The sequence below is a fragment of the Curtobacterium sp. MCBD17_008 genome (assembly GCF_003234475.1).
In the GTDB taxonomy this organism is placed as follows: Bacteria; Actinomycetota; Actinomycetes; order Actinomycetales; family Microbacteriaceae; genus Curtobacterium.
In genome coordinates, this window is record NZ_QKTK01000006.1 from 24,001 (window position 1) to 37,383 (window position 13,383).

Consider the following 13,383-nt stretch of genomic DNA (forward strand, 5'->3'; position numbering starts at 1 on the left):
CGTGATCACCCGTGTGACCACCCAGATGACCATGGCCGCCGCGCAGTCGCGTCTGCAGGCCGGTGCCGCGAAGGTCGCCGACCTGACCGACCAGGCCACGAGCCTCAAGGCGATCCGGAAGCCGTCCGACGACCCGACCGGCACCGCGACCGCCATGCAGGTGCGGAAGGAGCAGGCGCAGGCCGCCCAGCACGCCCGGAACGCGGACGACGCCGTCGGGTGGCTCGCCACGACCGACAGCGCCCTCGCCGGGGTGTCGAAGGTGCTCGGCAAGGTCCGGGACCTCACCGTGCAGGCCGCGAGCGACGGGACGATGGGCACCACCGACCGGCAGGCGTTCATCAGCGAGCTCCAGGGCCTCAAGGCCGACCTGCTCAGCTCGGCGAACACGAAGTACGGCACGCGATCGGTCTTCGCCGGGTCCTCCCCCGCCGCGGCCGCGTACGCGCCGGACACGACGTGGGCCGGCTCCCCGTCCGCCAGCGTCACCCGTACGGTCGGCACCGGCGACGAGGTCCGCGTCGACACCGACGGCAGCGCCGTGTTCGGGACCGGCGACGCGTCGGTCTTCGCACTCCTCGACGACATCGTCGCCGACCTGCAGGCAGGGACGAACGTGAACCCCCGACTGAACGAGATCGACGCGGCGCAGGCCGCCGTCCGCGGTGCGCAGGCCGACGTCGGTGTGCGGCACTCCGCGGCGCTGTCCGCACAGGACGCGCTGAAGACGCTCTCGACCACACTCGAGGGTCGCCGCTCCGGCGTGGAGGACAAGGCGCTCGCCCAGGCCGTCCTCGACCTGCAGGTCCAGAGCACCAACTACCAGGCAGCCCTCGCCGTGACCGCGAAGGTCCTGCAGCCGACCCTGATGGACTACCTCCGATGAGCATCGACCTGACCTTCACCGTCGCACCGTTCGGCCTCGAGCCGCTGCGGTCGTTCACCCTCGACCCCGTCGACGGCGCCGACGGCCTGTTCGCCCTGGTGGGCACCGGCACGACGGACTCCGGCGTGACCGACCCGCGGCTGTACCTGCTCGACGCCGCCGTGCACCTGCCCGACTACGCGCCGGTGCTCGCTGACGAGCAGGCCGACCGCATCGGGCTCGAGCGCGCGGAGGAGGCCATGCTCCTCGTCGTCGCGAACCCGGACGCGGCCGGCACCACCGTGAACCTGCTCGCCCCGGTCGTCGTCAACGCCCGCACCGCCGTCGGCGCGCAGTTCATCCTCGAGGACCAGGACCTGCCGATCCGGGCCGAGCTCGCCCACAGCTGACCCTCCGGAGAGCGACCGCGCTCGGCCGCTCCGAGCACCCCCCGCGTAGCGTCGACGTCATGTCCCGCACCCCCAAGGGCCACGACGCGATCGTGCCGATGCCCCCCGCACCCGTCCAGACCGCCCCGTCCGCCGACGGTCAGCGCGTCCAGTCCGACGACACCTCGGGCTGGACCGCATGGCTGGACCGGGCGATCTCGGTGCAGCGGCCCGTCGTCGTCGCCCACGTCGCCCGTGTCCGTCGTCGTCACCCCGACGCCTCCCCGGCCGAGGTCATCGAGATCCTCGAGCGCCAGTACCTGACCGCCGTGACCTCCGGCGGCGCCGCCGTCGGCGCGAGCGCCGTCATCCCCGGCGTCGGGATGGTCGCGAGCCTCGGCCTGAGCGGAGCCGAGACGGTCGGGTTCCTCGAGGCCAGCGCGCTCTTCGCCCAGTCCGTCACCGAGGTGCACGGCATCACCGTCGAGGACCCGGAGCGCGCCCGCGCCCTCGTGATGGCGATGATGCTCGGCGCGCCCGGGACGCAGCTCGTCCAGCAGCTCGCGGGCCAGGCCCGCGGCGGCAAGGGTCGCACCGCGTTCTGGGGCGAGCTCGTCACGTCGTCGCTGCCGAAGCAGGCCGTGAGCGGCATCGGCGGGAAGCTGCGCAACACCTTCGTCAAGCGGTTCCTGACCCGCCAGGGCACGTCCGTCCTCGGCCGCGCCATCCCGTTCGGGATCGGTGCCGTCGTCGGCGGCCTCGGCAACCACGCGCTCGGGCGCAAGGTCGTCCAGTCCTCCCGCAGCGCGTTCGGTCCGCCGCCCGCGCACTTCGCGGTCGTGGTCGACGCCGAGCCGGTCGGCTCGGACTCCGCGAAGCCCCTCAGCAAGCGGCAGCAGCGCAAGCTCGACCGCTGACACGCCCGACGGACGGGAGGCCCGGCACCACCCGGTGGGGAGCCTCCCGTCCGTCGCCCGGGCGGGCCGGCGCTCGCGGTCAGCGGCGACGGACCGGCGTGGTGACCACCTGTCCGGCGTGCGCGAACCCGCCCCCGAACCCGAAGAGCAGCGCCGGGACACCCTCCGGCAGTTCCCCGCGGTGCCACGCCTTCGACAGACCGAGCGGCACGCTCGCTGCGGAGGTGTTGCCGGACTCGACGACGTCGCGCACGACGTACTTGCCCTCGCCGCCGAGCGCCGTGACGAGTGGCTCGATGATGCGCAGGTTCGCCTGGTGGAAGGCGAAGACCCCGATGTCGTCGAGGGTCAGGCCGGCCCGGTCGACGACCGCGCGCGCGTGTCCCTCGGCCTCGGTGATCGCCCACCGGTAGATGGAGCGGCCCTCCTGCTGGAACACCTCCGGGTCGTGCGTGACGCGGACGGCGTCCTGCAGGTGCGGCACGCTCCCCCACGACACCGGTCCGATCTGCGGCTCGTCGGAGACCTGCAGGACCGCTGCGCCGGCGCCGTCGCCCACGAGCACGCATGTCGAGCGGTCGGTCCAGTCGGCGATGCGCGAGAGCGTCTCGGAGCCGATGACGAGCGCGGTGTCGGCGGACCCGGAGCGGATGGCCTGGTCGGCGATCGCCATGGCGTACTCGAAGCCGCTGCACGCGGTGTTGATGTCGATGGGGGCCGGGCCGTTCGACATGCCGAGCGCTGCCGCCACCCGTCCGGCCGTGTAGGGCGAGCGGTCCCGGTGGGTGGTCGACGCGACCACGACCAGGTCGACGTCGGTCGGCGCGACGCCCGCGTCCGCCAGGGCGTTGCGCGCCGCCTCGGTCGCCATGGACGTCACGCTGTCGTCCGGGCCGGCGATGCGCCGGGTCCTGATCCCGGTGCGTGTCGTGATCCACTCGTCGTTCGTGTCGACCATCGTCGACAGTTCGTCGTTGGTGAGGATCCGGTCGGGCTGGTGGTGGCCGAACCCGGTGATCCGGCTGCCTCGGAGTGCTGGGATGTTCACCCGCAGAACGCTACGCCTGTCGTCCAACGTCGCATGCCGGGCACGGCATGGGGTGGGCGCAGATCAGTCGCGCGCCTTCGCCGTCGCTCGGCGGTTCGCCTTCTTGATCGCGTCGACGAGCTCGTCCTTCGTCATCCTCGAACGGCCGCTCACCTCGAGGCGCTTCGCGACGTCGAGCAGGTGCGCCTTCGAGGCGTTCGCGTCGACGCCCTCCTGCGTCGTGCCGGAACCGCGTGTGCCGGCGGCGCCCGAGTCCGACGGGCCGGCGGAGTCCTTCTCCTCCCAGTGGTCGCCGACCTTCTCGTACTCGTGCTTCACGGCGGCCCACGCGGTCCGGCCGGCGCGCTGTCCCTCGCCGTACTCGGCCTCGGCGGACCGCAGGGTGGCGCGGTAGACGTCCTGCGCGTGCTCCGGGGACCGCTGCAGCGTGCTCGGGATGTCGTCGTCGGGCATGGTCGTTCCTCCGTCGCGTGGTCGTCGAGGCCTCCACGGGTACTCCCGGGCCCTGACAGCGCGTCGAGCCGGGGGCGTAGACCTGGTGCATGGACTACACACACCTCGGACGGACAGGGCTGTCGGTGTCACGGGCAGTGCTCGGCACGATGAACTTCGGACCGGAGACCAGCGAGGACGACTCGCACGCGATCATGGACCGGGCGCACGAGCTCGGCGTCAACTTCTTCGACACGGCCAACGCGTACGGCGCCTCGGTGGGCAAGGGCGCCACCGAGGAGATCATCGGCCGGTGGTTCGCCAAGGGCGGCGGACGACGCGACAAGACGGTGCTCGCCACGAAGGTGTACGGCGAGATGACCGACTGGCCGAACGGCGGCAAGCTGAGCGCGCTGAACATCCGCCGGTCGATCGACGCGTCGCTCCAGCGGCTGCAGACCGACCACATCGACCTCTACCAGATGCACCACGTCGACCGGGCGACACCGTGGGACGAGATCTGGCAGGCGATGGAGATCGCGGTGGGCCAGGGCAAGGTCCTCTACGTCGGGTCGTCGAACTTCGCCGGGTGGCACATCACGCAGGCGCAGGAGGCCGCGCGGCACCGGAACTTCCTCGGTCTGGTCAGCGAGCAGTCGATCTACAACCTGGTCGTCCGTGACGTCGAGCGCGAGGTCCTGCCGGCCGCGCAGCACTACGGGCTCGGGGTGATCCCGTGGTCGCCGCTGCAGGGCGGACTGCTCGGCGGCGTGATCGAGAAGACCGAGAACGGGTCGCGCCGGTTGTCCGGGCGGAGCGCCGAGTACGTCGACGCCCACCGCGACCAGCTCACCGCGTACGAGTCGTTCGCGCAGGAGCTCGGGCACACCCCGGGGGAACTCGCCCTCGCGTGGCTGCTGCACCAGCCGGGCGTCACCGCCCCGATCACCGGCCCGCGCACCATGGAGCAGTGGGAGTCCGCCGTCCGCGCGGTCGACATCCGCCTCGACCAGGCCGCACTCGACCGCCTCGACGAGCTGTTCCCCGGCCACCAGACCGCACCCGAGGACTACGCCTGGTAGCACCGCACACCGGTCCGGGCACCGACGACTCCCGCTGGAGCCGGACCACCGACGAGAGGACGACCGCGATGACCACTTCCATGCCCAACGACCACGGCGGGGACGGCGGCAACACCGAGCTCGGCGAAGCGCTGCAGCACGAAGCCGCCACCACCGGCGACTCCGGGTCGGGCGAGGAGCAACCACGTGCCGAGGACGACCGTTCCGGACTCGACCTGGAGGACCGTGGGGACCAGGAACAGTCCGCGCTCGCCGCGCTCGGGAACGACGCCCGCGGAGGTGACGCCCTCGTCGGTGGCGGCGACGACCTCGGGGACACGTCCACCGGGACCCAGACCGACGACCAAGCGGTCCCCGACGGCTCGCGCGAGGACGGTGCCGACACGCACTGACCGCCGGCCGCACGACGACGGCCCCCGCTCCGAGTGAGCGGGGGCCGTCGTCGTGTGCGGCAGGAGCGGTCAGCGCACGCCGACCGGGCTGTTGTCCTCCTGGTCGTAGAGGACGTAGCCCTCCTCGCCGTGGACCGCGGTGTCGATGCCGGCGACCTCGTCCTCGGTCTTCACGCGGAAGCCCATCGTCTTCTCGATGAGGAAGCCGATCACGAAGGCCAGGACGAAGGAGTAGAGCCCGACGGCGAGGGCAGCGGCGGCCTGCTTGCCGAGCTGCTCGAACGAGCCCGAGTAGATCAGGCCGGTGTCGTTGGCGAAGAAGCCGAGGAACAGCGTGCCGAAGACACCGCCGACCAGGTGCACGCCGACCACGTCGAGCGAGTCGTCGAAGCCCAGGCGGTACTTCCAGTCGATCGCGAAGCAGCAGACGATGCCGGCGAGGAAGCCGAGCACGATGCCCCAGCCGGGCGTCAGGTTGGCGCAGGCCGGCGTGATCGCGACGAGGCCGGTGACGGCGCCCGAGGCGGCACCGACTGAGGTGGCCTTGCCGTCCTTGAGCTTCTCGATGAGCAGCCACCCGAGGATCGCGGCGGCGGGGGCGGCGAGCGTGTTCACCCAGGCGATCGCGGCGATGCCGTCAGCAGCGCCCTCGGACCCGGCGTTGAAGCCGAACCAGCCGAACCAGAGGATCGCGGCACCGAGCAGGACGAAGGGCGGGTTGTGCGGCTTGTGCGCACCCTTGGCGAAGCCGACGCGCTTGCCGAGCACGAGCGCCAGGGCCAGGCCCGCGGCACCGGCGTTGATGTGCACCGCGGTACCACCGGCGAAGTCGATGACGCCCCACGTGGCGGCCCATCCCGACGTCAGGTTGAACACCCACGAGGCGACCGGGAAGTAGACGACCGTGACCCAGATGCCGGCGAAGACCATCCACGCGCCGAACTTCGCGCGGTCGGCGATCGCACCGGAGATGAGGGCGACCGTGATGATCGCGAACGTGGCCTGGAAGCCGACGAAGGCCATCGACGGGTAGGCCGCCTGGATGTCCGACGACTGCGCCTCCTCGAACGCCTGGCCGAGGCCGAGCAGGTTCCAGTCGATGCTGAAGAAGCCGACGATTCCCGTCACGGCCGTGTTGTCCCCGTGGTTGGCGAAGGCGATCGCGTAGCCGTAGAGCACCCAGAGGACGCTCACCAGCGCGATGGCCCCGAAGGACATCATCATCATGCTGATGACGGACTTGGCCTTCACCAGACCGCCGTAGAAGAAGGCCAGGCCGGGTGTCATGAACAACACCAGCGCCGCCATGACCAACACGAACGTCGTGTTGCCCTGATCAAGCATGTGTGCACCTCTCGTCGCTGTGCGGCTCTCCGTCCGCCTCGGGTGCGACCGAGTCTGGCGACGACGTGTTTCACCGGGAGGCGCGCTCTGTTTCGCGGAGGTAACGTCACGGCGCGTTCTGTGAACGCTGTGTTTCGCAGCCCCGAGCGGCACCCGGCAGGGGTGTTCCGGGACGTTCAGGAGGCCCGGGGCGACTCCTCCGCGCGGGTCAGCGCGACGACGCGGCTCGCGGCACGCAGGTACTTCTTGCGGTACCCGCCTTCGAGCATCACGTCGGGGTACACCGTGTCGAGCGGGATGCCCGAGGCGACGATCCGGACCTGCGCGTCGTAGAGGCGGTCGACGAGCGCCACCCACCGGAGCGCGTCGGTCTGGTCCGTGAACGCCTGCACGTCGGTCAGCCCGACGGCGTCGAGCCCGTCGACGAGCGCGACGTACCTGGACGGGTGCACGGACGCCAGGTGGGCCACGACGGACCGGAAGTCGTCCTGCGTGACGCGGGCCGGGCCTCCCGTCCCGGACGGCGTCGACGAGGTCAGGGCCGCCAGCGCGGCGGGGACGTCGTCGACGACCGACGCCGACTCGTCGACGGCACGACGACGGAAGTCCAGGCCGTCGATGCGCATGGTGTCGAACCGGTCGGACATCGCCTGGATCTCGCGGAGGAAGTCCTGCGCGGCGAAGCGCCCCTCACCGAGCGCCCCGGGCGGGGTGTTCGACGTCGCGGCGAAGCGCGTGCCGGTCTCGGTGAGCTCCTTGATGAGGCGGGTCATCACCATCGTGTCGCCCGGGTCGTCGAGCTCGAACTCGTCGATGCAGACGAGCGCGGTCCCGCGGAGCAGGTCGACCGTGCCCTGGAAACCGAGCGCCCCGACGAGCGCGGTGTACTCGATGAACGTGCCGAACGTCTTCCGTCCGCTGGCCGCGTGGTAGGCCGCGGCGAGCAGGTGGGTCTTGCCGACGCCGAACCCGCCGTCCAGGTACACACCGGACTTCGCGGGCACCTCGGGCTCCTTGCGCTTCCGACCGAACAGCCCGCGCCTGGCCGGCTCGGGGACCGTCGTGACGAAGGTCTCGACCGCGTCCCGCACCTCGGCCTGCGAGGCGTACTCCGGGTCGGGCCGGTACGAGGCGAACGACGCCTCGGCGAACTGCGGCGGCGGCACGAGCGCGGCGGCCATCTGCTGCGGGGTGACCTGCGGGTCGCGGTCGACGAGGTGTTCCGGCGCGGGGCGCGGTTCTGGCACGGTGCGGGACCTTCCGTCGGCCTGTCGTCTGGTGTCACGTCACGGCTGCGACACGGTGCTTCCGCGTACCGTTGGGGGTGACGCGCAAGGACCGATCCTAGTCCGCGCGCCATCGATCCCCAGGAGGTACCCCCGATGACCGCACCGGTCGACCCGTCCGAGAAGTTCCGCTCCTACGCGCACCCCGAGCGCCTGGTGTCCACCGAGTGGCTGCAGGAGCAACTCGACGCCGGCGTGGGGTCGCCCGAACTCGTCGTGGTCGAGTCCGACGAGGACGTCCTGCTCTACGAGACCGGGCACATCCCGGGCTCGGTGAAGATCGACTGGCACACCGACCTCAACGACCCGGTGCAGCGCGACTACATCGACGGCGAGGCCTTCGCCCGGCTCGTCGGCGGCAAGGGCATCGGCCGCGACACCACCGTCGTCATCCACGGCGACAAGGACAACTGGTGGGCCGCGTACGCACTCTGGGTGTTCACGCTCTTCGGGCACGAGGACGTCCGCCTGCTCGACGGCGGCCGGGCGAAGTGGATCGCCGAGGGTCGGGCGATGACCACCGACCGGACGTCGGTCGACGCGGTGGAGTACCCCGCGGTCGAGCGCGACGACGCCACCGTCCGCGCGTTCAAGGAGGACGTCCTCGCACACCTGGGCAAGCCGCTCGTGGACGTCCGCAGCGCCCCGGAGTACTCGGGCGACCGCACGACCGCGCCGGACTACCCGGAGGAGGGTGCGCTGCGCGCCGGGCACATCCCGACCGCCGTCAACATCCCCTGGAAGTCCGCCGCCGCTGCCGACGGCACGTTCAAGTCGCGCGAGGAGCTCGACGCCGTGTACCGCGAGGGCGCCGGCATCGGCGACGCGGACGAGGTCATCGCGTACTGCCGGATCGGCGAGCGGTCGAGCCACACGTGGTTCGTCCTGCAGCACCTGCTCGGCATCGAAGACGTGAAGAACTACGACGGCTCCTGGACCGAGTGGGGCAGCGCCGTCCGCGTCCCGATCGTGGTGGGCTCCGAGCCGGGTACGCTGCCTGCTCGATGACGGACGCAGCGCTCCCCCAGCCCCTCGCCGAGATCCGCGACGACTTCCTCGCGCTGACGCAGAACGACCGCCTGCAGCTCCTGCTCGAGTTCTCCGACGAACTGCCGGCGCTCCCGCCGCGCCTGCAGGGCCACGAGGACGAACTCGAACGAGTCGAGGAGTGCCAGTCGCCGGTCTTCATCACCGTCACTGTGGGCGAGGACGGCGACGGCCCGGACGTCGTCCGCATGCACGCCACGGCTCCGCGTGAAGCACCGACCACGCGCGGCTTCGCGTCGATCCTGGCGCAGGGGCTCTCCGGCCTGACCGTCGAGCAGGTGCTCGCCGTGCCGGCGGACTACCCGCTGACGCTCGGGCTGAACGAGGCGGTCAGCCCGCTGCGGATCCGCGGCATGGTCGGCATGCTCGGTCGGGTGCAGCGGCAGGTGCGGGCGGCCGCCGCCTAGCGGCTTCTGGAAGACGGGAGGCGCGGTGCCAGCTGGTGCCGCGCCTCCCGTCCGTGGTCCCCCGCCATCCGCACGCAGGACGTCCCGGTGGAACGACCGGTCCGAATGGCACGCTCTGCAGAGCCTGTCCGGCTTCGTCGAGCAGCTGCGCGAGGCCGCGAAGCAGGAGGACGATCGCCGGGCGAAGGCGAAGGCGAAGGCGTGGGCGGCGCGTAAGAAGGAGCGCGAGGACAACCTCTTCGTCGCTGCCACCCACGAGGTCGGGACGTGGTTCGGCGCCGACGACGACCCGAAGCCACCAGAACCGGAGCCCGAGCCGCACCGCCAGGCCGATACCGTGACGGTGCGCGGACGGACCATCCCGGCCGGTGGGGGTGGCGGAGGCGGCGGCACGTCGTCAGCGGTGCCCGCGGACCTCCGGTCGTTCCAGTCCGGTATCCGGTCGTGCGACGAGTCACTCGCTGGTGCAGTCTCGACCTTCCGCAACGCGCTGACCGACTACGAGTCCGGCTGCAACCCGTGCTGGGGCACGCTCAGCGCGCAGTCGCTCGTGACCGCCGTGAACGACTGGATGACCGCGAACGGGCAGGACGCCGTCTGGGCGGTCACCGTCGCAGCGCAGTTCGAGGCCGCGGGCGGTGGCACCGGACCCGCCACACTGTTAGACGCCTCGATCTCGGCAGCCCTGGCAGCGGCCGGCATCGGCACGGCACCGGGTTCCCGGGCAAGTCGGAGTTCCCTGCGTCTTGGAGCGATGGCAGGATCATCCACGACATCTCTGACGTCGCGACTGACCCAGATCTCGAGTGGGTGCCGCAGGGTGAGGCCGGGACGACCTTCATCGCGAATGGCATGCGAGTCGGCGTCGCGATTCGAGTAGTCATCAGAAACGATGAGATCATTTCCGGATTCCTTACCAACACATCGAAGAACTCACGATGAACGACCTTGGCAATTACCGAGATCAGGCACTCCGCATCATCAGCGAACTCGAGGATCGGCTCGGAATTCAAGCGCTGGAAGATGCGCGCGATCTCGTTGAATGCGACGAAGCCCCTCTCGGTCTGAGCATCGCAGCAGGGATCATCGCGGAGCGCAACCTCACTGTTCCCATGTGGATCGTCGAGGACATCGAACGTCTCTTGCAAGCGTGGCCAGAGGAACTGGCTGAGCTTCCCGAACATTTCGAGACGCATGGCTCTGTTCTCCTCCGCGGCGATGTGCCACCCGAAGGGCCGAGCACCTGATCGAGGGTTCCGTTCAGATTCGCGCGACCAGCGTGGCCGCGAAGGTAGGGGAATCTGCTGCTGCGTTGACTCACGTCGGCAATGAGTCGATCTCAGACGTCAACGTCCTCCCTGGTTCCGGATTGGAGTTTCGTGAACTCGAACAAGTGTCCGGCACGCCGGGTCTTCCGGATCCGGTGCTCGACCACGCCACGTTCACTCGTCTCGTCGCAGCCACGGTGCAGTTCATCCAGGGCGAGTTCATCGGCTTCGAGGAAGCAGATGTGGGTCAGCTCGACGAAGCCGTCATCGTCATTGATGTGGTGGACGGAGCATGCGCGATCCAGCTCGATCGCGTCAGCGGCATCAACCCGGAGTTGTGACATGCAAGAAGTCTTTTTTCTCTCGTCCATGGACAGCAAGTGGTTCTCGTCTGTCTTCCGGTGCGAAGTGGAACGACCGATCGAGCTCCCGAACGGTCACCATGCACTGATGGTCAGCTGCGATCCGCCGCTGAACGGACAGGAACTCGGCCACCCACTCGGCATCGGAGAGCTGTTGCTCTGGAGTCGCTTCGAAGACGAAGACCCCTGGACCTTCCCCGCCTTCCCGCACTTCGTGCAGATCTGTCTCCCTGACGTCGATCTGCCTGTCCATGCCATGCCTCCGAGCATCGCATGGGGCGAGATCTACAAGACCGAGGCCGACGCGCACGCCCACGAGATGAACGCTCGCCCGCGCTCCTCGACGAAGTGGTTGAGTTGTCTGACAAGCTCCCGCAGACTCGCGAACCGCTCTACGAGGCAGTAAGGAGCGATCCGTGCGAGTGAGTGAGTGAAGATCATGTCGTTCCGCAGGAGATCAGGCCACCCGGCCACCCGGCGGTCGGAGACGGAGTTCGTCACCTACCACTGTCTGATCGGCTCGCAACCGATCGGCGTTCTGACGTTCCGCAACATCGTCAACGGGATGACCATCCCTCCGCTGCGCTGGCTCGTCACCGACCTGAACATGGTGGTGCTGCCGGACTCGGACATCAACGTCCTCGAGTGGGAGCAGAAGGTTCGCGACAGCAGCGGCGCCGGACTGTGGATCACCGACGACGACATGCGGCGCTTCGTCCGGTACAACCACCAGATGATCGATGGCGAGTTCTTCGGCTCTCCGATCGACAGCACCGACGATGACGCGTCGCAGGCCATGGTCCGCATCGACTTCTTCGACAGCACGACGGTCACCGTCACCCTGGATCGTTCGGTGATCGGGACCTCCTGGGAGTTCGACCTGTTCCTCGGACCCGGCGTTCCCGCGTCCGGCATCGGGAGCCGCGACGAGGAGATCGCGGACGAGCAGCGCCGCGCACAGGAGGCACGGGACGGTCAGCAGATCCGCGCACTCGTCCGGGCGTGCCTCCAGAACGCTCGGATCGACGAGGCGCCGGCGCTCCTCACCCAGCTCGACGCAGTGGTCGACGTCACGCCGTCCGGGCCGCGCGCGTGGTCGCTCGCGCTCGAACGCGACGACGCGCCCCGCGTCGACCTCCCCGACGGACCACTGCCGCAAGCCGCCAGGTACCAGACCGACGCCGAGGCAGCCGGGGGCGAGTTGCTCATCTGGGTGCACGACGGCAGGATGCAGATGGTCGAGCTCCCGTGGTGCACCGACGCGATGCCGACCGAACTGCCGCGTCTCGATCAGCTCGTCTTCCCCGCAGGGCGAGACGCCGGCGACGGCGAGAGGACACCGTGACGAACACCACGTCGGTTCCCATCCAGTTGCACCTCGCTGGCGACACGGTCGACGCCGTCACGATCGACACCGCCGTCACCGTCCGCTTCTCGAGCGGGGCGACCCTCCGGTTCGAGACCGCCTTCTCGCTCACCGAGACGGACGGCACGCACACCTTCATGGAGCCCGGCGACCCACCCTCGCTCCTGCCGCTCCTCGCCCTGCACACGACGGTGGTGGAACGCGGTACCGTCACCGGCGCCCGCATCGCCGTCCGCTTCGCATCGGGTGCGTTGCTGGAGGGGTGGTCACACCGCGACCGGCCCTCGTGGCACTGGTCCGAACCAGGACGAGCGCGCCTGGACATCGACGTCCTGACCGGCGGCGAGGTCGTCGCTCGAACGCTGCCGGGAGGAACGGCGTCATGACGGACGACCTGTCGGTCGACGACCTGCGCCGACGCCTACCGGCGTCCGACCCGCTCGTCCCGGGCCGGGTGCACGAGGTGTTGTCCGCTGTCGCCGACGATGCCGAGGTCCTCACCTACGACGTGCCGGCACGCTCCTTCACCGAGGTCGTCCGGCGCAGCTACGCACAGGACGAACCCAACCTGCTGCCACTGGTCGAACCACTCGGGCCGCTCGGGGACGCACTCGTCCTCGTGTGCCAGGTCGAGTCCGGGTCGGAGATCGTCACCGTCCTCCTCCGTGCTGCTGACCGGGTCTTCCTCTCCGCCACGGCGTACGACCGATCGGCGATCACCAGATCGCCCGACCGGCCGAGGAAGGAGACATCGTGACCGAAGACCACCGACTCGAGTTCACCGACGCCCGGGTGGACGTCCTCAGATTCACCTTCGAGACGAGCCTGGGGTTCTCGAACGGCACGACGATGCAGTTCGAGGCCGAGTTCGCGATCACCGGTCCGGACGGGGAACGCCGGATCGTGGACCCGACGGACCCGACGTCGCTCGCACCCGTCCTGGCCCTGCACGGTGACACGGTCACGAACGCGACACTCGACGGCCCCGACCTCCGGCTCCACTTCGCATCCGGAACGGTCCTCGAGGCCTGGCCCGACGACTCGTACGAGTCGTGGCAGTACGACGGCGGCGGACCGGAGCGCCGGATGATCGTCGCCCTGCCCGGTGGTGGCCTGGCGGTCTTCGGACCACCAGCGACCTCCGACTGACCAGCCGTGCCACGATGAGGGCGCCATCG

Annotated in this window: 19 protein-coding genes; 14 read left to right on the forward strand and 5 right to left on the reverse strand. The window is 69.9% G+C overall.

Annotation, left to right across the window (positions count from 1 at the left end; all coding sequences use genetic code 11):
* Window position 1 precedes the first annotated feature (1 nt).
* Genes flgL through DEI95_RS07375 form a run of 3 tightly spaced genes read left to right on the forward strand, consistent with a single transcriptional unit; the run spans window position 2 to window position 2,171 of the window.
* Entirely contained in the window at window positions 2–886 is an 885-nt protein-coding gene (flgL, locus tag DEI95_RS07365; RefSeq protein ID WP_110889736.1) for a flagellar hook-associated protein FlgL, read from the forward strand.
* The gene (gene fliW, locus DEI95_RS07370; RefSeq protein WP_110825478.1) at window positions 883–1,275 is read left to right on the forward strand and encodes a flagellar assembly protein FliW; all 393 of its coding nucleotides are present in this window, start codon (window positions 883–885) and stop codon (window positions 1,273–1,275) included. Before flgL ends, fliW begins: the two co-directional genes overlap by 4 nt.
* A gap of 59 nt (window positions 1,276–1,334) precedes the next feature.
* A complete protein-coding gene (locus tag DEI95_RS07375; protein ID WP_181420337.1) occupies window positions 1,335–2,171 on the forward strand; it encodes a hypothetical protein in 837 nt (278 codons plus the stop codon).
* 79 nt (window positions 2,172–2,250) lie between these two features.
* Here DEI95_RS07375 and DEI95_RS07380 read toward each other — a convergent pair whose 3' ends face one another.
* Together DEI95_RS07380 and DEI95_RS07385 are read right to left on the reverse strand one after the other, a co-directional pair.
* On the reverse strand, window positions 2,251–3,219 hold the full coding sequence (locus tag DEI95_RS07380) for a beta-ketoacyl-ACP synthase 3 (RefSeq protein WP_110889735.1): 969 nt from the start codon (window positions 3,217–3,219) through the stop codon (window positions 2,251–2,253).
* Window positions 3,220–3,282: 63 nt separating this feature from the next.
* Window positions 3,283–3,672: a ChaB family protein gene (locus DEI95_RS07385; protein ID WP_110889734.1), complete on the reverse strand. Its 390-nt coding sequence runs from the start codon at window positions 3,670–3,672 to the stop codon at window positions 3,283–3,285.
* Window positions 3,673–3,761: 89 nt separating this feature from the next.
* Here DEI95_RS07385 and DEI95_RS07390 point away from each other — a divergent pair, with 89 nt between their 5' ends.
* Both DEI95_RS07390 and DEI95_RS07395 read left to right on the forward strand, forming a co-directional pair.
* Complete coding sequence (locus DEI95_RS07390) at window positions 3,762–4,733, forward strand: aldo/keto reductase (RefSeq protein WP_111059831.1); 972 nt, start codon at window positions 3,762–3,764, stop codon at window positions 4,731–4,733.
* 68 nt (window positions 4,734–4,801) lie between these two features.
* Window positions 4,802–5,125 carry a hypothetical protein gene (locus tag DEI95_RS07395; RefSeq protein ID WP_146236301.1) on the forward strand — a complete coding sequence of 108 codons (324 nt, stop codon included), beginning with the start codon at window positions 4,802–4,804 and terminating at the stop codon, window positions 5,123–5,125.
* Window positions 5,126–5,194: 69 nt separating this feature from the next.
* Here DEI95_RS07395 and DEI95_RS07400 read toward each other — a convergent pair whose 3' ends face one another.
* Window positions 5,195–6,469: an ammonium transporter gene (locus tag DEI95_RS07400; protein WP_110889731.1), complete on the reverse strand. Its 1,275-nt coding sequence runs from the start codon at window positions 6,467–6,469 to the stop codon at window positions 5,195–5,197.
* A 176-nt stretch (window positions 6,470–6,645) separates the two neighbouring features.
* Window positions 6,646–7,716: a cell division protein ZapE gene (zapE, locus tag DEI95_RS07405; protein WP_258365956.1), complete on the reverse strand. Its 1,071-nt coding sequence runs from the start codon at window positions 7,714–7,716 to the stop codon at window positions 6,646–6,648.
* A 135-nt stretch (window positions 7,717–7,851) separates the two neighbouring features.
* Here zapE and DEI95_RS07410 point away from each other — a divergent pair, with 135 nt between their 5' ends.
* From DEI95_RS07410 to DEI95_RS16435, 5 genes are all read left to right on the forward strand, one after another.
* Complete coding sequence (locus tag DEI95_RS07410) at window positions 7,852–8,763, forward strand: sulfurtransferase (protein ID WP_110825472.1); 912 nt, start codon at window positions 7,852–7,854, stop codon at window positions 8,761–8,763.
* Window positions 8,760–9,209, forward strand: a complete 450-nt coding sequence (locus DEI95_RS07415; RefSeq protein WP_110825471.1) for a SufE family protein — start codon at window positions 8,760–8,762, stop codon at window positions 9,207–9,209. The genes DEI95_RS07410 and DEI95_RS07415 overlap by 4 nt, the downstream gene beginning before the upstream one ends.
* A 519-nt stretch (window positions 9,210–9,728) precedes the next feature.
* Complete coding sequence (locus DEI95_RS17085; RefSeq protein ID WP_181436230.1) at window positions 9,729–10,151, forward strand: EndoU domain-containing protein; 423 nt, start codon at window positions 9,729–9,731, stop codon at window positions 10,149–10,151.
* The gene (locus DEI95_RS07425; RefSeq protein WP_111059833.1) at window positions 10,148–10,456 is read left to right on the forward strand and encodes a hypothetical protein; all 309 of its coding nucleotides are present in this window, start codon (window positions 10,148–10,150) and stop codon (window positions 10,454–10,456) included. The genes DEI95_RS17085 and DEI95_RS07425 overlap by 4 nt, the downstream gene beginning before the upstream one ends.
* A 32-nt stretch (window positions 10,457–10,488) precedes the next feature.
* Window positions 10,489–10,818 (forward strand): hypothetical protein, encoded by a 330-nt coding sequence (locus tag DEI95_RS16435; RefSeq protein ID WP_146243612.1) that lies wholly within the window; start codon window positions 10,489–10,491, stop codon window positions 10,816–10,818.
* Here DEI95_RS16435 and DEI95_RS16440 read toward each other — a convergent pair.
* Window positions 10,802–11,092 (reverse strand): hypothetical protein, encoded by a 291-nt coding sequence (locus tag DEI95_RS16440; protein ID WP_146243613.1) that lies wholly within the window; start codon window positions 11,090–11,092, stop codon window positions 10,802–10,804. The genes DEI95_RS16435 and DEI95_RS16440 overlap by 17 nt on opposite strands.
* A 312-nt stretch (window positions 11,093–11,404) precedes the next feature.
* On the opposite strand from DEI95_RS16440, the gene DEI95_RS07440 reads away from it, so the two are divergent.
* The 4 genes from DEI95_RS07440 to DEI95_RS07455 are packed head-to-tail and all read left to right on the forward strand — an operon-like array spanning window position 11,405 to window position 13,354.
* Entirely contained in the window at window positions 11,405–12,184 is a 780-nt protein-coding gene (locus tag DEI95_RS07440) for a hypothetical protein (RefSeq protein ID WP_146243614.1), read from the forward strand.
* Window positions 12,181–12,591: a DUF6188 family protein gene (locus DEI95_RS07445; RefSeq protein WP_110825465.1), complete on the forward strand. Its 411-nt coding sequence runs from the start codon at window positions 12,181–12,183 to the stop codon at window positions 12,589–12,591. Before DEI95_RS07440 ends, DEI95_RS07445 begins: the two co-directional genes overlap by 4 nt.
* Window positions 12,588–12,962 (forward strand): hypothetical protein, encoded by a 375-nt coding sequence (locus tag DEI95_RS07450; RefSeq protein WP_111059837.1) that lies wholly within the window; start codon window positions 12,588–12,590, stop codon window positions 12,960–12,962. Before DEI95_RS07445 ends, DEI95_RS07450 begins: the two co-directional genes overlap by 4 nt.
* Complete coding sequence (locus tag DEI95_RS07455; protein ID WP_111059838.1) at window positions 12,959–13,354, forward strand: DUF6188 family protein; 396 nt, start codon at window positions 12,959–12,961, stop codon at window positions 13,352–13,354. The genes DEI95_RS07450 and DEI95_RS07455 overlap by 4 nt, the downstream gene beginning before the upstream one ends.
* Window positions 13,355–13,383: the final 29 nt, after the last annotated feature.